The sequence below is a fragment of the Kribbella sp. genome, assembly GCF_035655035.1.
Lineage (GTDB): Bacteria > Actinomycetota > Actinomycetes > Propionibacteriales > Kribbellaceae > Kribbella.
The window spans coordinates 1-19,414 of sequence record NZ_DASRVN010000257.1 but is presented as its reverse complement, the minus strand read 5'-3'; the positions used below and the strand labels follow the sequence as shown (position 1 = coordinate 19,414).

The window sequence follows — 19,414 nt, the reverse complement described above, 5'->3', positions numbered from 1 at the left end:
CGTCCGAACCGCCGGCCTTGGCGAAACCGGCCGCCTCGGCGTCCTCGGCGGTCTTGAACCAGACCTCGGCGACGGTCTGGTCGTACCACGGCGACTCGGTCGTGTGGTACTTCATCGAGTCCTCGTTGCCCTTGACCGTGTAGCCCTCGGGCGCGGAGCCGTCGGCGTTCGGGGCGGCGGAGTTCTCGTACTTGCCGGCCACGACGTCCTGCACCGGAGCGGCAGGCGCGTCCTCGACCTTGGTCTCGGCAGCGGCAGCCTTCTTCGCCGGCGCCTTCTTGGCCGCGGTCTTCTTCGGCGAGTCGGACAGCGCCTCGACCAGCTCGATCTTCACCATCGGGGCGTTGTCGCCCTTGCGCGGGCCGAGCTTGGTGATCCGGGTGTAGCCGCCCGGACGGTCGGCGTACCGCTCGCCGATCTCGGTGAAGAGCACGTGCACGACGCTCTTGTCCTTGATCCGCTTCATCACCTGGCGGCGCGAGTTCAGGTCACCGCGCTTGGCCTTGGTGATCATCTGCTCCGCCAGCGGCTGCAGGCGCTTGGCCTTGGCCGCGGTGGTGGTGATCGCGCCGTGCTCGAACAGCGACGTCGCGAGGTTGCTGAGGATCAGCTTCTCGTGCGCCGGGCTGCCGCCCAGGCGGGCACCCTTGGTGGGGGTTGGCATCTCGTAACTCCAGGAATCTAAGGCCCGTCGGGCCGAAGGGATGTAGGGCCCGACGGGCCTTGGTCAGCTCAGTACTGCTCGGTCTCGGCGAAGCTCTCGTCCTCGTCGTCCGCCTCGTTGCCGTAGGCACCGGACGCGGCGCGGAGGTCGAACCCGGGCGGGGAGTCCTTCAGCGACAGACCCATCTCGGCCAGCTTCAGCTTGACCTCGTCGATGGACTTGGAGCCGAAGTTCCGGATGTCCAGCAGGTCCTGCTCGCTGCGCGAGATCAGCTCACCCACGGTGTGGATGCCCTCACGCTTCAGGCAGTTGTACGACCGGACGGTCAGCTGCAGGTCCTCGACCGGCAGCGCCAGGTCGGCGGCCATCTGCTCGTCCACCGGCGACGGGCCGATGTCGATGCCCTCGGCCTCGACGTTCAGCTCGCGGGCCAGCCCGAACAGCTCGACCAGGGTCTTACCGGCCGACGCGACGGCGTCGCGGGGCAGCATCGACGGCTTGGTCTCGACGTCGACCACCAGGCGGTCGAAGTCGGTGCGCTGCTCGACACGGGTGGCCTCGACCTTGTAGGTGACCTTGAGGACCGGCGAGTAGATCGAGTCGACCGGCATCCGGCCGATCTCGGCGTCGGCGGACTTGTTCTGTACGGCGGACACGTAGCCGCGGCCCCGCTCGACGACCAGCTCCATCTCGAGCCGGCCCTTCTCGTTCAGGGTGGCGATCTTCAGGTCCGGGTTGTGCACCTCGACCCCGGCCGGCGGCGCGATGTCGGCGGCGGTGACGTCACCGGGGCCCTGCTTGCGCAGGTACATGGTGACCGGCTCGTCGTGCTCGGAGGAGACCACCAGGTCCTTCAGGTTCAGGATCAGCTGGGTGGCGTCTTCCTTCACCCCGGCCACGGTGGAGAACTCGTGCAGGACACCGTCGATCTTGATGCTGGTCACGGCCGCCCCCGGGATGGAGGACAGCAGGGTCCGGCGGATCGAGTTCCCGAGGGTGTAACCGAAGCCCGGCTCCAGCGGCTCGATCACGAACCGCGAGCGGTACTCGTCGACGACCTCTTCGGTCAGGGATGGGCGCTGTGCGATAAGCACTTCTGGTTCCTTCTTTCGTCGCGACGACCACTATTTGAGGTCGCGAGTGGTGAAGAACGCACCGGACCGGCCGGCGGTCCGTGGACCGCCGGCCGGCACCGGGTCAGTTCTTCGAGTAGAGCTCGACGATCAGGTGCTCGGCGACCTGGGTGTCGATCTGCTGCCGGGTCGGCAGCTGGTGGACGAGGATCCGCAGCCGCTCGGGCATCACCTCGAGCCACGCCGGGACGACACGCTCGGCGTGCGTCTCGCGGGCGATGATGAACGGCGTCGTCTCGACCGACTTCGCCTTGACATCGATGATGTCGTGGGCGGAGACGCGGTACGACGGGATGTTCACCTTGACGCCGTTCACGGTGAAGTGACCGTGCACGACGAGCTGGCGGGCCTGGCGGCGGGTACGGGCGAGACCGGAGCGGTACACCACGTTGTCCAGCCGGGACTCCAGGATCTGCAGCAGGTTGTCACCGGTCTTGCCGGAGCGCCGCGAGGCCTCCTCGTAGTACCGGCGGAACTGCTTCTCGAGTACGCCGTACGAGTACCGCGCCTTCTGCTTCTCGCGCAGCTGGAGCAGGTACTCGCTCTCCTTCGGGCGGCCGCGGCCGTGCATACCCGGCGGGTACGGACGGCGCTCGAACGCCTTGTCGCCACCGACGAGGTCTACCCCGAGACGGCGCGACTTCTTGGTCATAGGTCCGGTGTAACGGGCCATGGTTCGCTACCTACCTCTCTGGGTCAGACCCGGCGCCGCTTCGGCGGGCGGCAACCGTTGTGGGCGACTGGGGTGACGTCCTGGATGGTGCCGACCTCGAGGCCGACCGCACCCAGCGAACGGATCGCGGTCTCACGGCCGGAGCCGGGACCCTTGACGAACACGTCGATCTTGCGCATGCCGTGCTCCATCGCGCGGCGCCCGGCGGCCTCGGCGGCCATCTGCGCGGCGAACGGGGTCGACTTGCGCGAACCCTTGAAGCCGACGGTACCCGCGGAGGCCCACGAGATGACCGCGCCGGTCGGGTCGGTGATCGTCACGATCGTGTTGTTGAACGTGCTCTTGATGTGCGCGTGGCCGGCGGCCACGTTCTTCTTCTCCTTGCGGCGCACCTTCTTCGCGCCGGCCGCGGTGCGGCTCTTGGGAGGCATAGGTCAGTTGCTCCTGGGGTGGTCGACGGAATCGTTTGCTGGCATCCGGGTCACTTCTTCTTCTTGCCGGCGATCGCCTTACGGCGGCCCTTGCGGCTACGGGCGTTGGTCCGCGTGCGCTGACCGCGCACCGGAAGCCCGCTGCGGTGCCGGCGACCCTGGTACGACCCGATCTCGATCTTGCGGCGGATGTCCGCGGTCACCTCGCGCCGGAGGTCACCTTCGATCTTGTAGTTGCCTTCGATCCAGTCCCGGAGCTTGACCAGCTCGTCGTCGCCCAGCTCGTGGACGCGCTTGTCCGGGGAGACCCCGGTGTTCTTCAGCGTTTCCAGGGCGCGCGTGCGGCCCACACCGAAGATGTACGTGAGAGCGACCTCGATGCGCTTGTCGCGCGGCAGGTCGACTCCTACGAGGCGTGCCATGTGGCGGTGTTCCTTTCGTCGGCAGAGGTGTGGTGGCGCGCTGCGTCCTTGCCCGCCTCGGTGAGGGTTGTTTCACCGGCAAGGCCCCGGCCTCTGTTCCGGGGGCGACGTCCAGGACGGATCCTGGACGAGCATGCGCGCTGTGGTGCGAAAGTGCAGTTACCGCGAGAGGCTTGTCAGCCCTGCCGCTGCTTGTGCCGCGGGTTCTCGCAGATCACCATGACCCGGCCGTGCCGGCGGATCACCTTGCACTTGTCGCAGATCTTCTTGACGCTCGGGTTGACCTTCATCGAGCTACTTTCTTCGACAGGTGTTGGTGGTGTTACTTGTACCGATAGACGATCCGACCCCGGGTGAGGTCGTACGGCGACAGCTCCACGACGACCCGGTCCTCGGGGAGGATCCGGATGTAGTGCTGCCTCATCTTGCCGCTGATGTGCGCGAGCACCTTGTGCCCGTTGGACAGCTCAACACGGAACATCGCGTTCGGCAGGGCCTCGACGATGGTGCCCTCGAGTTCGATTACTCCCTCTTTTTTGGGCATGTCCTCGCACTTCTGTAGACGTGACTGGCTATGGCTACAAAGAGCCAAGGAAAAAGTGTACGCCACACGCCGCATTCATCCCAATTGAGCCCTCAGCGGGTACTCTCCAGCTCCGCCAGGTGCTCGGCGCCCCAGTCGTCGAGCGGCATCAGTGCGACGTTGAGTGACAGACCGAGCTCGGTGAGTGAGTATTCGATCTTCGGCGGCACCTGGTGGAAGACCTCGCGGTGCACGATGTCCCGCGACTCCAGCTCGCGCAACTGCTGGATCAGCATCTTCTCGGTCACGCCGGAGATCTCCCGGCGCAGCTCCCCGAACCGCATCGGCCCGTGGTGCAGCGCCCACAGGATGCGCGGCTTCCACTTCCCGCCGATCACGTCAGCGGCCGCGTCCAGACCGCAGGTGTACGGGCGCATGCTTACCTTTCCGTCAGTACCTGACTATTTAGTGGGTACTTGTCCATCGTAAAGCCCTGCCCCGAGGGTGGACGGCATGAAGACACCTGTCACCGTCCTGGGCCTCGGCGCGATGGGAACCGCCCTCGCCCGCAGCTTCCTGGCCGCCGGCCACCCGACCACCGTCTGGAACCGCACCCCCGGCCGCTCCCCCGAACTCACCGCCGTCCGGGCTGCCACACCCGCCGAGGCGATCGCCGCCAGCCCACTGGTGATCGTCTGCCTGCTCGTCGACGACACCGTCCGCAGCACGCTCGACGGCATCGACCTCACCGGCCGCACGATCGTCAATCTCACCAACAGCACCCCGGACCAGGCCCGGACCACCGCGGAGTGGTCCGCCTCCGCAGGCGCGTCGTACCTCGACGGCGGCATCATGGCCGTACCACCCATGATCGGTACGCCCGCCGCGTTCATCTTCTACAGCGGCCCCCGCGAGGTTTTCGACGAGCACCGGACCACCCTCGAGACGCTGGCACGACCGGCGTACGTCGGGGAGGATCCCGGGCTCGCGGCGCTGTACGACATCGCGTTGCTGAGCGCGATGTACGGGATGTTCGGCGGCGCCCAGCACGCGCTCGCGCTGATCACCGGCTCGAACAGCCGGGCGGAGCCGTTCACGAACAGCTTCCTGGTCCCGTGGCTGACGGCAATGCTCACCAGCCTCCCCACCATGGCCGGGGAACTCGACAACGGTCCCGTGGGCACGGCTGGTTCGAATCTCGCGATGCAGGCAGCCGCTTACGAGAACCTGGTCACGACAGCACAAACGCAGCGGGTTGATCCGAGGCTGTTGGCGCCGATGGGTGAGTTGCTGGGCGACGCTGTTGCTGCAGGGCATGGGGACGAAGGGCTGTCGGCGCTCGTGGGGCTGCTCAGGACTGCTGGGTAGCCGCCCACTGTTCGCCGGCGCGCCAGATCTGCTCGGGCATCAGGTCGAGCAGGTCGCAGGCCGCGTCCAGCTGGGCGACGGCGGTGCTGGAATCGCGGTACGCCGGCATGATCGCGACGAAGCGCCGCCCCTCGCAGCTGAAGCCGAACGGCGGTACGCCGGCCAGCGCCTCGGCCGCCCGCGGATGCAACACCGCCAGCGCATGGTCCTCACGCCCGTTGAACAGCCGGTACGGCGTGGACAACCCGTCGACGATCAACGGCAGCGGCAGCAGGCTCGCCGCCGCGACCGGAGCCAGCCCGGCGGGCAGCACCTGCAACGGCGGGAGCGGCCGATCCACCTGCAGATCGAGGAAGTCGAAGCCCAGCCCACGCCGCCGTACCTTGTGCCGGAACTGTCCCGTCCAGAACTCCCGCCCCCGATGCCGTCCGGACGTCACGTCCACCACCTCGGCACGCGAGTCGAGATCGAACGGTGGGAACGGCCAACGATCAAGCAGCTCGTCGCCGGACGCGCTGATCCGCCAGCCGAGCTGCCCCGCGGCATCCGCCCAGGCACGCCGCCGCCGGTTCTCCGAGACCCGCAGGCCGAGCGTGAGCGCGACCAGCGCCAGGAACCAGACCAGTACGAACCACCCGACCCAGCGCGGCTCCAGCAACAGCCCGACGATCGCCAGCGGTACGGCGACCACGAACCAGGCGACGTAGACGACCGCGGCTCCCTGATGCAGCTGCCAGGCCCAGGCCGGCCGCAGCCGCGGGCCGGTGACGCTGCGACCAGGGTGTGCCGTCAACGGCGCCTGCCGAGACCGCCGAGGGCGATGATGGCCCACGGGATCAGCAGCCAGACCGGCCAGAAGTGCGGCCAATGGCCGCCGTTGCCGAGTCCGATCACGAACCAGATCACGACGTTGATCGCCACGACACCGGTGAAACCGCCGCCGAGCGCGCCGATCCCGTGCCGGTGCGGCCGGTTCTCGCGCCGCCGCTCAGGGAAGTCCCCCGGCTCGGGAGCGGGCTTGGTGTCCTTGACCACCTCAGGCGTCTGGTACGTCCGCACCGGCGGCAGGTCCCGCACCAGCGGCTCGAGCTCGCCGTACGTCTGGACCGTGTACAACTGGTCGAGGCGCGACGAGAACTCCGGCTGGTCCAGCCGTCCGTCCGCGAACGCATCCCGCAGCCGCCCGGCGATCTTGTCGCGGTCGGCTTCGGTGAATCGCTGGTACGGCTGGTACTGAGGCATGTCCCAAGTGTGCCTCAGCTCCGGTCCCCTCCGCGTCCCCCAACGGGTGGACCCAAAAGGTCCGTCGGTCAGTCGGCGAGGGCGCCGAACGTGATGCCGAGCTCGGCGAGCTTCGCCTCGCCGCCGTCGATCGCGGTCAGCACCCACGGGCCTTGCGGAGTGAGAGTGAACGTGTGCTCGGTGTGCGCGGCGGCCTGCCCGTCGTCGGTGACCACGGTCCAGTCGTCCTCGAGCGTGTGGTTGTCCTGCTTGCCGAGGGTGAGCATCGGCTCGACGGCGAGCGCCATCCCCTCGACCAGCTTCGGGCCGCGGCCGGGGCGGCCGAAGTTCGGCACGTTCGGCGGCTGGTGCATGGCCGAGCCGATCCCGTGCCCGACGAAGTCCTCGACGATCCCGTACGACGAGTTCGCGCGGACGTGCGCCTCGACGGCCGCCGAGATGTCCGACAGCCGCCCACCGAGCCGCGCGGCCGCGAACCCGCGCCACATCGACTCCTCGCAGACCCGGGCCAGCTCCAGGAGGTCGTCGCCGACCTCGCCGACCGGGACCGTGATCGCGGCGTCGCCGTGCCAGCCGTTCACGATCGCGCCGCAGTCGATCGAGATCAGGTCGCCGTCGGCCAGCACCCGGCCGCCCGGGATGCCGTGCACGATCTCGTCGTTCACCGAGGCGCAGATCGAGCCGGTGAACCCGTGGTACCCCTTGAACGACGGCGTCGCGCCGGAGGACCGGATGTTGTCCTCCGCGATCGCGTCCAGCTCGCCGGTGCTGACACCGGCCCGCACCGCACCACGGAGCAGCTCCAGCGTGCGGCCGACCACGAGGCCGGCCTTGCGCATCGCCAGAATCTGCTCGCGGGTCTTGATCTCGATACCGCGGTCCCTGAACATCACGCCTTACTCGGTGACAGTCTTCAGCGCGGTCAGCACCCGTTCGCTGACCTCGTCGATCTCGCCGACGCCGTCCACCTCGACCAGCAGGCCGCGCTCGCCGTACACCGCGAGCAGCGGCTTGGTCTCGGCGGCGTACACGTCCTGGCGGTGCCGGATGACCTCTTCGGAGTCGTCCGAGCGGCCCTCGGACTCGGCCCGCTTCAGCATCCGGCCGACCAGTACGTCGGTGTCCGCGACCAGCGCCACCACGGCGTCCAGCTTGTGGCCGTGGTCGGCGAGGATCTCGTCCAGCGTGCCGACCTGGGCCAGCGTCCGCGGGTAACCGTCGAGCAGGAAGCCGTCACCGGCGTCCGCCTCGGACAGCCGGTCCCGCACCATCGCGTTCGTGACCTCGTCCGGGACGTAGTCACCGGCGTCCATGTAGCGCTTCGCCTCGACACCCAGCGGCGTCTCGTCCTTCACGTTCGCACGGAAGATGTCGCCGGTGGACACGGCCGGGATATTCAGGCGGTCTGCAAGCACCTTTGCCTGCGTGCCTTTGCCCGCCCCGGGCGGACCCATCAGCAACATTCTCATCAGCGCAGGAACCCTTCGTAGTTACGCTGCTGCAGCTGACTCTCGATCTGCTTCACCGTGTCGAGTCCGACGCCGACCATGATCAGGATCGACGTACCACCGAACGGGAAGTTCTGGCTCGCGTTCAGCAGGACGAGGGCCACCAGCGGGATCATCGAGATCGCCGCGAGGTAGATCGCGCCCGGCAGCGTGATGCGGTCCAACACGTACTTCAGGTATTCCTCGGTCGGCCGCCCCGCCCGGATGCCCGGGATGAAGCCGCCGTACTTCTTCATGTTGTCCGCGACCTCCTTCGGGTTGAAGGTGATCGAGACGTAGAAGTACGTGAAGAAGATGATCAGGGCGACGTACGTCACCATGTAGATCGGGTGGTCGCCCTTGACCAAGTTGCCCTGGATCCAGTTGGACCAGCTCTTGCCTTGCTGGAACTGACTGACCAGGACGGGGAGGTACAGCAGACTGGAGGCGAAGATGACCGGGATGACGCCGGCCTGGTTCACCTTCAGTGGAATGTAGGTCGACGTACCGCCGAACATCTTCCGGCCGACCATCCGCTTGGCGTACTGCACCGGGATCCGGCGCTGCGCCTGCTCGATGAAGATGACCGCGGCCATGATGACCAGACCGATCGCGATCACCACGACGAAGGTGGTGACGCCCTTCTGCTTGCGGATGCTCCAGAGCTGGGTCGGGAAGGTCGCGACGATCTGGGTGAAGATCAGGATCGACATACCGTTACCGACGCCACGGTCGGTGATCAGCTCGCCCAGCCACATGATTACGCCGGTGCCGGCGGTCATGGTCAGCACCATGACGACGACGGTGAACCAGTTGTCCTTGTAGAGCAGCGGCTCGGTGCAGCCCTGGAACAGCCGGCCGGGGGTCCGGGCCAGTGCCACGAACGCGGTCGACTGCAGGATCGCGAGACCCACGGTCAGGAAGCGGGTGTACTGGGTGATCTTGGCCTGCCCCGCCTGGCCTTCCTTCTTCAGCGACTCCAGCCGCGGGATGACTACGGTGAGCAACTGAAGGATGATGCTGGCGGTGATGTACGGCATGATGCCGAGCGCGAAGATCGCGAGCTGCAGCAACGCGCCGCCGGAGAACAGGTTGATCAGGCTGTACAGGTTCGCATTCGCACCGCCCTGCGAGATCTTGATACAGGTGTGCAGCGACTGGACGTTCACGCCCGGGGCCGGCACCACGGAGCCCATCCGGAAGATCACGACGATGAAGAGCACGAACAAGATCTTCCGGCGCAAGTCCGGCGTCTTGAACGCGTTGGCGAAGGCGCTTAACACCCTGTCCTCCCACATGTTTCCCTTGCCGCGGGCACGGCAGGGGCCTAGCTGAGCCGCTGGGCAAGAGACGAGCCAGGGCCCGTCCGACCGGCGCAGGATATCAAGCGCCGGTCGTTACGAGCCCTGAACCTCGTGTCACACCTCGGTCGTGGTTCCTCCGGCCGCCTGGATCTTGTCCGTGGCGGACTTCGAGAACTTGTGCGCCGAGACCTGCAGTGCCACGGTCAGTTCGCCGTCACCCAGCACCTTCACCGGCTGACCACGACGTACCGCGCCCTTGGCGACCAGTTCGGCAACGCCGACCTCGCCACCTTCGGGGAACAGTTGTCCGAGCTTGTCCAGGTTAACGACCTGGAACTCCACTCGGTTCCTGCTCTTGAAGCCCTTCAGCTTCGGGAGCCGCATGTGCAGCGGCATCTGGCCACCCTCGAACCACTCGGGGATGTTGTTCCGCGCCTTGCTGCCCTTGGTACCGCGGCCGGCGGTCTTGCCCTTGCTGCCCTCACCACGACCCACGCGGGTCTTGGCGGTCTTGGCACCGGGCGCCGGACGCAGGTGGTGAACCTTGAGCGCCATGTCAGTCGACCTCCTCGACGGTGATGAGGTGGCGAACCGCACGAACCATGCCCCGGACCTCGGGCTTGTCCTCGTGGACCGCGCTGTCGCCGATCCGCTTGACGCCCAGGGTGCGCAACGTGTCGCGCTGGTTCTGCTTGCCACCGATGCCCGAACGGACCTGGGTCACCTTCAGGCGTGCCATCAGGAAGCCACCTCCGCCCGCGCCTTCAGCAGCGCTGCCGGGGCGACGTCCTCGACCGGCAGGCCACGGCGCGCGGCCACGGCCTCCGGGGTCTCCAGGCTGCGCAACGCCTCAACGGTGGCGTGCACCACGTTGATGGAGTTGGACGAACCCAGCGACTTGCTGAGGATGTCGTGGATCCCGGCGCACTCCAGTACGGCGCGCGCCGAGCCGCCCGCGATCACACCGGTACCGGGAGCGGCCGGACGCAGCATGACGACGCCTGCGGCCTTCTCGCCCTGGACCGGGTGCGGGATCGTGCCCTGGATCCTCGGCACCTTGAAGAATGCCTTCTTGGCCTCCTCGACACCCTTGGCGATCGCCGCGGGCACCTCCTTGGCCTTGCCGTAACCCACACCGACGGTGCCTTCACCGTCACCGACGACCACAAGGGCGGTGAAGCTGAAGCGCCGACCACCCTTCACGACCTTGGCGACCCGGTTGATGGCTACCACGCGCTCGATGTAGGCGGTCTTGTCCGCCTGCTGACCACGACCTCCGTCGCGGCCACGGCGCTCACCACCGGCGCCGCCTCCGCGACGCTGCTGGCCTCCGCTCATTTCATCTCCTCGCTTCGCTCGGCGATTCCATTCGCGAGACGCTGCTGTGCCTTCTGGCTCACTCGCTGCCGCTCGCTCACGGAACTACCTTCTTCCCTTGTCGCCATCAGAACCCGAGCCCGCCTTCGCGTGCCGCGTCGGCCAGGGCCGCGATACGGCCGTGGTACTTGTTCCCGGCCCGGTCGAAGACGACCGAGTCGATACCGGCGGCCTTCGCCCGGTCGGCGATCAGGCCGCCGACGGTCTTGGCCTTGTCGGTCTTGTTGTCCGACGCGCCGCGCAGGTCGGCCTCCATGGTGGAGGCGGACACCAGCGTCTTGCCGGCCACGTCGTCGATCACCTGCGCGAACAGGTGCCGCGACGACTTGGTGACCACCAGCCGCGGCCGGTCGGCCGTGCCGTTGATCTTCTTCCGGACCCGAATCTGGCGACGCACGCGCGAGGCCGTCTTCTTGGCGGAGTGCTTGTTGTGCCGCAGTCCGATCGCCATGGTTACTTACCAGCCTTTCCGACCTTGCGACGCACCTGCTCGCCCGCGTAGCGGACACCCTTGCCCTTGTACGGCTCGGGCTTGCGCAGCTTGCGGATGTTGGCGGCGACCTCGCCGACCGACTGCTTGTCGATACCGATCACCGAGAACCGGGTCGGCGCCTCGACGTTGAACGTGATGCCTTCCGGCGCGTCCACCGTGATGGTGTGGCTGTAGCCGAGCGAGAACTCCAGCTGGGTCGGGCCCTTGGAGATCACCCGGTAACCGACACCGACGATCTCGAGCTTCTTCTCGTACCCCTCGGTGACCCCGGTGACGAGGTTGGCGATCAGGGTGCGGGACAGCCCGTGCAGTTCCTTGCTCTTGCGCTGGTCGTCCGGGCGCGTGACGGCGATCGCGCCGCCGTCTTCCCGGCTGACCGCGATCGGCTCAGCGACGACGTGCGACAGCTGACCCTTCGGACCCTTCACGGTGACCGTCTGGCCGTCGATCGTGACGTCGACGCCGGACGGGACCGTGACCGGGAGCTTACCGATGCGAGACATTTCTGTGGTCCTCCTTCCGGTTCTTCGTCACCAGACGTAGGCGAGGACTTCCCCGCCGACGCCCTTGTTCTTGGCCTGCCTGTCGGTCAGTAGTCCCTGGGACGTCGAGATGATCGCGACGCCCAGGCCACCGAGGACCTTGGGCAGGTTGGTCGACTTCGCGTAGACCCGCAGGCCCGGCTTCGAGATCCGGCGAACACCCGCGATGGAGCGCTCCCGGCTCGGGCCGAACTTGAGGTCGACGGTCAGCGTCTTGCCGACAGCGCCCTCCTTGGGCTCCTCGACCTTGTAGGAGGCGATGTAGCCCTCCTGCTGGAGGATGTCGGCGATGCCTTGCTTGATCTTGCTGTACGGCATCGTGGTCGACTCGTGGTACGCCTGGTTGGCGTTCCGCAGACGCGTCAACATGTCTGCGATCGGGTCGGTCATCGTCATGGCCTGGGGCCTCTTTCCCGCCGTGGTTTCGCCGTCCGGCGACCTACGGTGACTAGATGGTGGTGAATAGGGAGAAGTTCGGGGGTGGAGACGGTCACCAGCTGGACTTGGTGACACCGGGCAGCTCGCCCCGGTGCGCCATTTCCCGCAGGCAGATCCGGCAGAGGCCGAACTTGCGGAAGACCGCCTTCGGCCGGCCGCAGCGCTGGCAGCGCGTGTAGCCACGCACCGCGAACTTCGGCTTCCGGGCCTGCTTGACCTTGAGTGCTGTCTTCGCCACGTCAGTTCTCCTTGAACGGGAAGCCGAGCGCCCGCAGCAGGGCCCGACCCTCGTCGTCGTTCGTCGCGGTGGTCACCACGGTGATGTCCATGCCCCGGACGCGGTCGATCCGGTCCTGGTTGATCTCGTGGAACATCACCTGCTCGGTCAGACCGAAGGTGTAGTTCCCGGTACCGTCGAACTGCTTCGGGGACAGGCCGCGGAAGTCGCGGATCCGGGGCAGCGCCAGCGCCAGCAGCCGGTCCAGGAACTCCCACATCCGGTCGCCGCGCAGCGTCACGTGGGCGCCGATCGGCATCCCCTCACGCAGCTTGAACTGCGCGATCGACTTGCGGGCCTTGGTGACCTGGGCCTTCTGACCGGTGATCGCGGCCAGGTCCTTCACCGCGCCCTCGATCAGCTTCGCGTCCCGGGCCGCCTCGCCGACACCCATGTTCACCACGATCTTGGTGAGGCCGGGCACCTGCATGACGTTGGCGTACTGGAACTGCTCCTGCAGCTTGCCGACGATCTCCTCGCGGTACTTCGCCTTCAGCCGCGGCTGGACCTTGGTCTCGGTAACTGCCGTGCTCATCAGATCTCCTCGCCGGTACGCCGGGCGATCCGGACGCTCCGGTAACCGGTGTACGTCGAACCGTCCGGACGGCGCTTCTGCACCTCGACGCGGTTGTAGCCGACGCGGGTGGTCACCTTCTGCTTCTTGCCGTCCTTCTCGACCTCGACGAGAAGCGCCACGTTCGAGACGTGGATCGGGGCTTCCTGGGTGACGATGCCACCGGTGGTGCCGCCGCGCTGGGCCTGCTGCACCTTGGTGTGCTTCTTTACCCGGTTGACGCCCTCGACGATGACCTTCTCGTCATCCGGGAAGACCTGGATGATCTTTCCCTCGAGGCCCTTGGAACGACCGGAGATCACACGGACCTGGTCGCCCTTCTTCACGTGCAGCTTCTTCTGCTGAGCCATCTCAGAGCACCTCCGGCGCGAGCGAGATGATCTTCATGAAGCGCTTCTCACGCAGCTCCCGCCCGACCGGGCCGAAGATACGGGTACCGCGCGGCTCACCGTCGGCCTTCAGGATCACCGCGGCGTTCTCGTCGAAGCGGATGTAGGAGCCGTCCGGACGCCGGCGCTCCTTCACGGTCCGCACGACGACCGCCTTGACGACGTCACCCTTCTTCACACCACCGCCGGGGATCGCGTCCTTGACGGTGGCGACGATCGTGTCACCGACACCGGCGTAGCGCCGACCGGAGCCACCGAGAACGCGGATGCAAAGGATCTCCTTCGCGCCCGTGTTGTCGGCGACCTTCAGTCGCGACTCCTGCTGGATCATCTGTTGATCTCCTGGTTGTCTCGCTGGTTCTCACGTCCGTGAGCCTTGCGGAACGAATAATTTCGAATGGTTGCCGATGCTTGACCGGGAACTACTACTTGGCCTTCTCGAGGATCTCGACGACGCGCCAGCGCTTGGTCGCCGACAGCGGCCGGGTCTCCATCAGGAGGACGCGGTCGCCGATGCCGGCGGCGTTCTGCTCGTCGTGCGCCTTGAGCTTGCTGGTCCGCCGGATGACCTTGCCGTACAGCTTGTGCTTGACCCGGTCCTCGACCTCAACCACGACGGTCTTGTCCATCTTGTCGCTCAGCACCAGGCCCTCGCGGGTCTTCCGGCGGCCTCGCGCCTCGGTGGTCGTGCTCACGGTCTCGTCCTTCACGTTCTCGGTCATGCGTTGGCCTTCTCACTGTCGTCCGCAGTGTCCTCAGCCGCGGCCTCCTCGGCCGGGGCGTCGACCTCTTCGGTGATGCCGAGCGCCCGCTCGGACAGCACCGTGTAGATGCGGGCGATGTCCTTGCGGACGGCGCGCAGCCGGCCGTGCGACTCCAGCTGGCCCGTGGCAGCCTGGAACCGGAGGTTGAACAGCTCCTCCTTGGCTTCACCGAGCTTGGTCATCAGCTCGTCCCGCCCGAGGTTCCGCAGCTCGGCGGCGGTCAGGGTAGCCATCAGTTCTCACCTGCCTCTCGGGTGATGAAGCGGCACTTCATCGGCAACTTGTGGATCGCGCGGCGCATGGCCTCGCGAGCGACGTCCTCGGGAACGCCGGACAGCTCGAACATCACACGACCGGCCTTCACGTTCGCGATCCACCATTCCGGCGAACCCTTACCGGAACCCATCCGGGTCTCGGCCGGCTTCTTGGTCAGCGGGCGGTCCGGGTAGATGTTGATCCACACCTTGCCGCCACGCTTGATGTGCCGGGTCATCGCGATACGCGCGGCCTCGATCTGCCGGTTGGTGACGTAGTGGCTCTCCAGGGCCTGGATGCCGAACTCACCGAACGCCAGCGAGGTCCCACCCTTGGCGGCGCCGGAGCGCCCCGGGTGGTGCTGCTTGCGGTGCTTGACCTTGCGGGGGATGAGCACGGTTCAGCTCTCCGTTCCGGTCGTCTCGGCGGTCTTCTCGGCCACCGGAGCGCTTGCCTCGGCGGCCGGAGCCGCGTTGTCGTTGCGCGCGTCCCGGCGGTTGTCGCCGCCACGGCCGCCCCGGTCGCCACCACGGCCACCGCGACCACCACGGTCGTCACGGCCACCGCGGTCGTCCCGGCGGGCCGGCCGACGCTGCTGGGTGGCGGCACGGGCCGCGGCCTGCGCCTCGCGCTCGGCCCGGGAGCCGGCCACGTCACCCTTGTAGATCCAGACCTTCACGCCGATCCGGCCGAAGGTCGTCCGGGCCTCGTAGAAGCCGTAGTCGATGTCGGCCCGCAGCGTGTGCAGCGGGACGCGGCCCTCGCGGTAGAACTCCGACCGCGACATTTCCGCGCCACCGAGCCGGCCGGAGCACTGGATCCGGATGCCCAGGGCGCCGCCACGCATGGTGGTCTGCATCGCCTTGCGCATCGCGCGGCGGAACGCCACGCGGCCGGACAGCTGCTCGGCCACACCCTGTGCGACCAGCTGGGCGTCGACCTCGGCGTTCTTCACCTCGAGGATGTTCAGCTGCACCTGCTTGCCGGTGAGCTCCTCCAGCGAGCCGCGGATGCGGTCCGCCTCGGCGCCCCGGCGGCCGATCACGATGCCCGGACGGGCGGTGTGGATGTCGACCCGGACCCGGTCACGGGTGCGCTCGATCTCCACGCGGGAGATGCCGGCGCGCTCCATGCCCTTGCTCAGCAGGCGGCGGATCTTGACGTCCTCGCCCACGTAGTCCTTGTACAGCTTGTCGGCGTACCAACGGCTCTTGTGGTCGGTGCTGATGCCGAGACGGAACCCGTGCGGGTTTACCTTCTGTCCCACGTCAGGACTCCTTCTTCTCAGCGGTGGCCTTCTTGGCAGCCGTCTTCTTGGCGGTCGCCTTCTTGGCCGGCTTCTCGACGGCCTCGTCCGCAGGCTTGGCGTCGGCGGCCTTCTTGGCCGCCTTCTTCGCCGGAGCCTTGGTGGCCGTGTCCGCGTCGGCGGTCTTCTTGGCGGTCGCCTTCTTGGCCGGCTTCTCGACGGGCGCGTCGGTCTCGCGCGGGCCGACGACCACGGTGATGTGGCTGGTCCGCTTGTCGATCCGGGTCGCGCGGCCCTGTGCACGCGGGCGGTGACGCTTCAGCGTCGGACCCTCGTCCACGTAGGCCTTGACCACGATCAGGTCGGCCCGGCTCAGGTGTTCGGTGCCCTCGGCGTTCGCCGCGGCGCTGTCGACGACCTTGTACACGGTCGCGGCAGCGGCCTGCGGGGCGAACTTCAGAGTGGCGAGTGCGTCGTCGACGCCCAGACCGCGCACCAGGTCGACCACGCGGCGCGCCTTCATCGGCGTCACGCGGACGAAGCGCGCGACCGCGAAGGCCCCGGGCTGCTCGCCCAGCAGGCTCTCGCGACGGGCGCTGATCGCCCTACGCTCTTGAACGCTCATGATGTTCGAATCTCTCCGTAGATTGCTTTCGCTTCGTCACTGTTCCCGTGCGGGATCAGCGACGCCGTGACTTCCGGTCGTCCTTCTCGTGACCCTTGAACGTCCGGGTCGGCGCGAACTCGCCGAGCTTGTGCCCGACCATCGAGTCCGTGACGAACACCGGCACGTGCTTGCGGCCGTCGTGCACCGCAATCGTGTGGCCGATCATGTCCGGCACGATCATCGATCGGCGGGACCAGGTCTTGATGACGTTCTTGGTGCCCTTCTCGTTCTGCACCTCCACCTTCTTTGCCAGGTGGTGGTCGACGAACGGGCCCTTCTTGAGGCTGCGTGGCATCTGGCCGGCTCCCTATCAGCGCTTCTTGCCGGCCTTGCGGCGCCGGACGATCATGCGGTCGCTTTCCTTGCGGGTGCGGGTCCGGCCTTCCGGCTGGCCCCACGGGGACACCGGGTGGCGACCACCCGAGGTCTTACCCTCACCACCACCGTGCGGGTGGTCGACCGGGTTCATCGCGACACCGCGGACGGTCGGGCGCTTGCCCTTCCAGCGCATCCGGCCCGCCTTGCCCCAGTTGATGTTCGACTGCTCGCCGTTGCCCACCTCACCGAGGGTGGCGCGGCAGCGCACGTCGACCATCCGGACCTCGCCGGACGGCATCCGCAGGGTGGCCATCCGGCCTTCCTTCGCGACCAGCTGGATGCTGGAACCGGCGGAGCGGGCCATCTTGGCGCCGCCGCCCGGCCGCAGCTCGACCGCGTGGACGGTGGAACCGACCGGGATGTTGCGCAGCGGCAGGTTGTTGCCCACCTTGATGTCGGCGGCCGGGCCGTTCTCGACGATCGTGCCCTGCTGCAGGTTGGACGGGGCGAGGATGTAGCGCTTCTCGCCGTCCACGTAGTGCAGCAGCGCGATCCGCGCGGTGCGGTTCGGGTCGTACTCGATGTGCGCGACCTTGGCCGGCACGCCGTCCTTGTCGTAGCGCTTGAAGTCGATCAGCCGGTACGCCCGCTTGTGACCGCCACCGTGGTGCCGGGTGGTGATCTTGCCCGAGCTGTTCCGGCCGCCCTTCTTCGGCAGCGGACGCAGCAGCGACTTCTCCGGGGTCGAACGGGTGAGCTCGACGAAGTCGGCCACGCTCGAGCCACGGCGGCCCGGCGTCGTCGGCTTGTACTTGCGGATTCCCATTACGACTGGCCTCCGAAGATATCGATGCGGTCGTCGCCCTTGAGGGTCACGATCGCCCGTTTGGTGTCCGGGCGCTTACCGAAGCCGGACCGGGTCCGGCGGCGCTTGCCCTTGCGGTTCAGGGTGTTGACGTCGCTGACCTTGACCTTGAACACCTTCTCGACCGCGAGCTTGATCTCGGTCTTGTTGGCGTCCGGCGCGACCTCGAACGTGTACTTCTGCTCGTCCAGCAGGCCGTAGCTCTTCTCGCTGACGACCGGCCGCAGCAGCACGTCCCGCGGGTCCTTGTTCACTCCGTGGCTCATGCTTCAACCTCCTCGGCTTCGGTCGACGTCGCGACAGCCTTGACTGACTTGCCCTTGGGCGCGCCGGCGACGAACGCGTCGAGTGCACTCTTGGTGAACACGACCGCGTCGCTGCACAGCACGTCGTACGCGTTCAGCTGGTCGGCCGCGATCAGGTGCACGTGCTGCACGTTGCGCAGGCTCAGCCAGGTGATCTCGTCGGCGCGGTCGACCACGACCAGCGCCTTGCCCGGGTCGGTGACCTCGCCGAGCACCTTCAGCGCCGACTTGGTGGAGGGCTTGTCGCCGTCCACGAAGCTCTCGACGACGAACACGCGGCCGTCGCGGGCCCGGTCCGACAGCGAGCCGCGGAGCGCGGCGGCGATCATCTTCTTCGGCGTCCGCTGGCTGTAGTCCCGCGGCACCGGGCCGTGGACCACGCCACCGCCGGTGAACTGCGGTGCCCGGGTCGAACCCTGGCGGGCGCGACCGGTGCCCTTCTGGCGGTACGGCTTGGCGCCACCGCCGGACACCTCGCCCCGGGTCTTCGCCTTGTGCGTACCCTGGCGGGCCGCGGCCAGCTGGGCCACCACGACCTGGTGGATCAGCGGCACGTTGACCTGGACGTCGAACAGCTCGGCCGGAAGCTCGGCGGAGCCCTTCTTGCTGACCTTGTCGCCCTTCACGGCGACGACGTCGACGGTGCTCACTTGGCAGCTCCCTTCGCGGCGTTGCGGATCAGCACCAGGCCGCCCTTGGGGCCGGGGACCGCACCCTTCAGCAGGATCAGGCCGCGCTCGGTGTCCACCGCGTGCACGGAGATGTTCTGCGTGGTGACGTTCTCGCCACCCATCCGGCCGGCCATCCGGAGGCCCTTGAAGACCCGGCCCGGGGTGGCGCAGCCGCCGATGGAACCCGGCGAGCGGTGCTTCTTGTGCACACCGTGGGTGGCGCGCAGACCGTGGAAGCCGTGGCGCTTCATGACACCGGCGAAACCCTTGCCCTTGCTGGTCGCGGAAACGTCCACCCGCTCACCGGCGTCGAAGGCCTCGGCCTTGATCTCCTGGCCCAGCGTGTACTCGCTGGCGTCGGCGGTGCGCAGCTCCAGCAGGTGCCGCCGCGGCGTCACGCCGGCCTTGTCGAAGTGGCCGCGCAGGGGCTTGGTCACCTTGCGCGGGTCGATGTCGCCGAAGGCGATCTGGACACCGTCGTAGCCGTCACGGTCCGACGTACGGACGCCGGTGACGACACACGGGCCGGCCTGGATCACGGTGACGGGGACGACTCGGTTGTTCTCGTCCCAGGTCTGGGTCATGCCGAGCTTGGTGCCCAGCAGCCCCTTCGTGTTCTTCTGCTTGCTCATAGGTCTTTCCGCGTCCCTCAGAGCTTGATCTCGATGTCGACACCGGCCGGCAGGTCGAGACGCATCAGCGAGTCGACGGTCTTCGGCGTGGGGTCGATGATGTCGATGAGCCGCTTGTGGGTGCGCATCTCGAAGTGCTCGCGGCTGTCCTTGTACTTGTGCGGCGAGCGGATGACGCAGAACACGTTCTTTTCCGTCGGCAACGGCACCGGGCCAGCAACCTTCGCACCAGTACGCGTCACCGTGTCGACAATCTTGCGTGCCGAGCTGTCGATGACCTCGTGGTCGTAGGCCTTCAGCCGGATGCGGATCTTCTGTCCCGCCATCGCTTCGCTTCGTCCTTCTCTATCGTCT

34 protein-coding genes and 1 pseudogene are annotated in these 19,414 nt (G+C 67.4%); 1 reads left to right on the top strand and 34 read right to left on the bottom strand.

Going from position 1 to position 19,414, the window contains the following annotated elements; all coding sequences use genetic code 11:
• The 8 genes from rplQ to VFF46_RS15165 all read right to left on the bottom strand — a co-directional run.
• Positions 1 to 664 (bottom strand): 50S ribosomal protein L17 (gene rplQ / locus VFF46_RS15200; protein WP_325037757.1); only part of this gene is annotated, 664 nt, incomplete at its 3' end.
• Positions 665 to 732: 68 nt separating this feature from the next.
• Positions 733 to 1,758 (bottom strand): DNA-directed RNA polymerase subunit alpha, encoded by a 1,026-nt coding sequence (locus VFF46_RS15195; RefSeq protein WP_209692861.1) that lies wholly within the window; start codon positions 1,756 to 1,758, stop codon positions 733 to 735.
• A 103-nt stretch (positions 1,759 to 1,861) separates the two neighbouring features.
• Complete coding sequence (rpsD, locus tag VFF46_RS15190) at positions 1,862 to 2,470, bottom strand: 30S ribosomal protein S4 (RefSeq protein ID WP_131465704.1); 609 nt, start codon at positions 2,468 to 2,470, stop codon at positions 1,862 to 1,864.
• Positions 2,471 to 2,493: 23 nt separating this feature from the next.
• Positions 2,494 to 2,901, bottom strand: a complete 408-nt coding sequence (gene rpsK, locus VFF46_RS15185; RefSeq protein WP_131286332.1) for a 30S ribosomal protein S11 — start codon at positions 2,899 to 2,901, stop codon at positions 2,494 to 2,496.
• 50 nt (positions 2,902 to 2,951) lie between these two features.
• Entirely contained in the window at positions 2,952 to 3,323 is a 372-nt protein-coding gene (rpsM, locus tag VFF46_RS15180; protein WP_133789395.1) for a 30S ribosomal protein S13, read from the bottom strand.
• 176 nt (positions 3,324 to 3,499) lie between these two features.
• Complete coding sequence (gene rpmJ, locus VFF46_RS15175) at positions 3,500 to 3,613, bottom strand: 50S ribosomal protein L36 (RefSeq protein ID WP_008361054.1); 114 nt, start codon at positions 3,611 to 3,613, stop codon at positions 3,500 to 3,502.
• Positions 3,614 to 3,645: 32 nt separating this feature from the next.
• Complete coding sequence (infA, locus tag VFF46_RS15170) at positions 3,646 to 3,867, bottom strand: translation initiation factor IF-1 (protein ID WP_012923661.1); 222 nt, start codon at positions 3,865 to 3,867, stop codon at positions 3,646 to 3,648.
• 92 nt (positions 3,868 to 3,959) lie between these two features.
• Positions 3,960 to 4,283, bottom strand: coding sequence for a helix-turn-helix domain-containing protein (locus VFF46_RS15165; protein ID WP_325037756.1), 324 nt, complete (start codon positions 4,281 to 4,283; stop codon positions 3,960 to 3,962).
• A gap of 76 nt (positions 4,284 to 4,359) precedes the next feature.
• On the opposite strand from VFF46_RS15165, the gene VFF46_RS15160 reads away from it, so the two are divergent.
• Positions 4,360 to 5,214 carry an NAD(P)-dependent oxidoreductase gene (locus tag VFF46_RS15160; protein ID WP_325037755.1) on the top strand — a complete coding sequence of 285 codons (855 nt, stop codon included), beginning with the start codon at positions 4,360 to 4,362 and terminating at the stop codon, positions 5,212 to 5,214.
• Here the strand turns inward: VFF46_RS15160 and VFF46_RS15155 are convergent.
• The 26 genes and pseudogenes from VFF46_RS15155 to rpsJ all read right to left on the bottom strand — a co-directional run bounded on the left by VFF46_RS15155 (position 5,198) and on the right by rpsJ (position 19,386).
• The gene (locus tag VFF46_RS15155; RefSeq protein WP_325037754.1) at positions 5,198 to 6,007 is read right to left on the bottom strand and encodes a hypothetical protein; all 810 of its coding nucleotides are present in this window, start codon (positions 6,005 to 6,007) and stop codon (positions 5,198 to 5,200) included. The genes VFF46_RS15160 and VFF46_RS15155 overlap by 17 nt on opposite strands.
• Positions 6,004 to 6,456 (bottom strand): DUF1707 domain-containing protein, encoded by a 453-nt coding sequence (locus VFF46_RS15150; protein WP_325037753.1) that lies wholly within the window; start codon positions 6,454 to 6,456, stop codon positions 6,004 to 6,006. Before VFF46_RS15150 ends, VFF46_RS15155 begins: the two co-directional genes overlap by 4 nt.
• Positions 6,457 to 6,524: 68 nt before the next feature.
• On the bottom strand, positions 6,525 to 7,346 hold the full coding sequence (map, locus tag VFF46_RS15145; RefSeq protein WP_414673065.1) for a type I methionyl aminopeptidase: 822 nt from the start codon (positions 7,344 to 7,346) through the stop codon (positions 6,525 to 6,527).
• Between the two features lie 6 nt (positions 7,347 to 7,352).
• A complete protein-coding gene (locus VFF46_RS15140; RefSeq protein ID WP_325037751.1) occupies positions 7,353 to 7,925 on the bottom strand; it encodes an adenylate kinase in 573 nt (190 codons plus the stop codon).
• A complete protein-coding gene (gene secY, locus VFF46_RS15135; protein WP_325037750.1) occupies positions 7,925 to 9,226 on the bottom strand; it encodes a preprotein translocase subunit SecY in 1,302 nt (433 codons plus the stop codon). Before secY ends, VFF46_RS15140 begins: the two co-directional genes overlap by 1 nt.
• A 135-nt stretch (positions 9,227 to 9,361) precedes the next feature.
• Positions 9,362 to 9,802, bottom strand: a complete 441-nt coding sequence (gene rplO, locus VFF46_RS15130; RefSeq protein WP_130441472.1) for a 50S ribosomal protein L15 — start codon at positions 9,800 to 9,802, stop codon at positions 9,362 to 9,364.
• 1 nt (position 9,803) lies between these two features.
• Positions 9,804 to 9,986 (bottom strand): 50S ribosomal protein L30, encoded by a 183-nt coding sequence (gene rpmD, locus VFF46_RS15125; protein ID WP_141854791.1) that lies wholly within the window; start codon positions 9,984 to 9,986, stop codon positions 9,804 to 9,806.
• Positions 9,986 to 10,585 (bottom strand): 30S ribosomal protein S5, encoded by a 600-nt coding sequence (gene rpsE, locus VFF46_RS15120; protein WP_141854793.1) that lies wholly within the window; start codon positions 10,583 to 10,585, stop codon positions 9,986 to 9,988. Before rpsE ends, rpmD begins: the two co-directional genes overlap by 1 nt.
• 106 nt (positions 10,586 to 10,691) lie before the next feature.
• Complete coding sequence (gene rplR / locus VFF46_RS15115) at positions 10,692 to 11,075, bottom strand: 50S ribosomal protein L18 (protein WP_325037749.1); 384 nt, start codon at positions 11,073 to 11,075, stop codon at positions 10,692 to 10,694.
• Between the two features lie 2 nt (positions 11,076 to 11,077).
• On the bottom strand, positions 11,078 to 11,620 hold the full coding sequence (gene rplF, locus VFF46_RS15110) for a 50S ribosomal protein L6 (protein WP_325037748.1): 543 nt from the start codon (positions 11,618 to 11,620) through the stop codon (positions 11,078 to 11,080).
• A gap of 27 nt (positions 11,621 to 11,647) precedes the next feature.
• Positions 11,648 to 12,055 (bottom strand): 30S ribosomal protein S8, encoded by a 408-nt coding sequence (gene rpsH / locus VFF46_RS15105; protein ID WP_325037747.1) that lies wholly within the window; start codon positions 12,053 to 12,055, stop codon positions 11,648 to 11,650.
• A gap of 94 nt (positions 12,056 to 12,149) precedes the next feature.
• Complete coding sequence (locus VFF46_RS15100; protein WP_012923674.1) at positions 12,150 to 12,335, bottom strand: type Z 30S ribosomal protein S14; 186 nt, start codon at positions 12,333 to 12,335, stop codon at positions 12,150 to 12,152.
• 1 nt (position 12,336) lies between these two features.
• A complete protein-coding gene (rplE, locus tag VFF46_RS15095; RefSeq protein WP_325037746.1) occupies positions 12,337 to 12,909 on the bottom strand; it encodes a 50S ribosomal protein L5 in 573 nt (190 codons plus the stop codon).
• Complete coding sequence (rplX, locus tag VFF46_RS15090) at positions 12,909 to 13,298, bottom strand: 50S ribosomal protein L24 (RefSeq protein WP_325037745.1); 390 nt, start codon at positions 13,296 to 13,298, stop codon at positions 12,909 to 12,911. The genes rplE and rplX overlap by 1 nt, the downstream gene beginning before the upstream one ends.
• 1 nt (position 13,299) lies before the next feature.
• The gene (gene rplN, locus VFF46_RS15085; RefSeq protein WP_012923677.1) at positions 13,300 to 13,668 is read right to left on the bottom strand and encodes a 50S ribosomal protein L14; all 369 of its coding nucleotides are present in this window, start codon (positions 13,666 to 13,668) and stop codon (positions 13,300 to 13,302) included.
• A gap of 94 nt (positions 13,669 to 13,762) precedes the next feature.
• Complete coding sequence (rpsQ, locus tag VFF46_RS15080; protein WP_325037744.1) at positions 13,763 to 14,059, bottom strand: 30S ribosomal protein S17; 297 nt, start codon at positions 14,057 to 14,059, stop codon at positions 13,763 to 13,765.
• The gene (rpmC, locus tag VFF46_RS15075) at positions 14,056 to 14,334 is read right to left on the bottom strand and encodes a 50S ribosomal protein L29 (protein WP_325037743.1); all 279 of its coding nucleotides are present in this window, start codon (positions 14,332 to 14,334) and stop codon (positions 14,056 to 14,058) included. Before rpmC ends, rpsQ begins: the two co-directional genes overlap by 4 nt.
• On the bottom strand, positions 14,334 to 14,753 hold the full coding sequence (gene rplP / locus VFF46_RS15070) for a 50S ribosomal protein L16 (RefSeq protein WP_325037742.1): 420 nt from the start codon (positions 14,751 to 14,753) through the stop codon (positions 14,334 to 14,336). Before rplP ends, rpmC begins: the two co-directional genes overlap by 1 nt.
• A 3-nt stretch (positions 14,754 to 14,756) precedes the next feature.
• Positions 14,757 to 15,623, bottom strand: coding sequence for a 30S ribosomal protein S3 (gene rpsC, locus VFF46_RS15065; protein ID WP_325037741.1), 867 nt, complete (start codon positions 15,621 to 15,623; stop codon positions 14,757 to 14,759).
• Between the two features lie 145 nt (positions 15,624 to 15,768).
• Positions 15,769 to 16,227, bottom strand: a pseudogene (gene rplV / locus VFF46_RS15060) (50S ribosomal protein L22); the annotation flags it as partial.
• A 55-nt stretch (positions 16,228 to 16,282) separates the two neighbouring features.
• Positions 16,283 to 16,564 carry a 30S ribosomal protein S19 gene (gene rpsS / locus VFF46_RS15055; RefSeq protein WP_130384641.1) on the bottom strand — a complete coding sequence of 94 codons (282 nt, stop codon included), beginning with the start codon at positions 16,562 to 16,564 and terminating at the stop codon, positions 16,283 to 16,285.
• 15 nt (positions 16,565 to 16,579) lie between these two features.
• Complete coding sequence (gene rplB / locus VFF46_RS15050) at positions 16,580 to 17,413, bottom strand: 50S ribosomal protein L2 (RefSeq protein WP_209692840.1); 834 nt, start codon at positions 17,411 to 17,413, stop codon at positions 16,580 to 16,582.
• Positions 17,413 to 17,718, bottom strand: a complete 306-nt coding sequence (gene rplW / locus VFF46_RS15045; protein WP_130384643.1) for a 50S ribosomal protein L23 — start codon at positions 17,716 to 17,718, stop codon at positions 17,413 to 17,415. The genes rplB and rplW overlap by 1 nt, the downstream gene beginning before the upstream one ends.
• Complete coding sequence (gene rplD / locus VFF46_RS15040) at positions 17,715 to 18,407, bottom strand: 50S ribosomal protein L4 (RefSeq protein ID WP_325037739.1); 693 nt, start codon at positions 18,405 to 18,407, stop codon at positions 17,715 to 17,717. Before rplD ends, rplW begins: the two co-directional genes overlap by 4 nt.
• Positions 18,404 to 19,060, bottom strand: coding sequence for a 50S ribosomal protein L3 (gene rplC, locus VFF46_RS15035; protein ID WP_325037738.1), 657 nt, complete (start codon positions 19,058 to 19,060; stop codon positions 18,404 to 18,406). The genes rplD and rplC overlap by 4 nt, the downstream gene beginning before the upstream one ends.
• A 17-nt stretch (positions 19,061 to 19,077) precedes the next feature.
• A complete protein-coding gene (rpsJ, locus tag VFF46_RS15030) occupies positions 19,078 to 19,386 on the bottom strand; it encodes a 30S ribosomal protein S10 (protein ID WP_012923688.1) in 309 nt (102 codons plus the stop codon).
• Between the last annotated feature and the right edge of the window lie 28 nt (positions 19,387 to 19,414).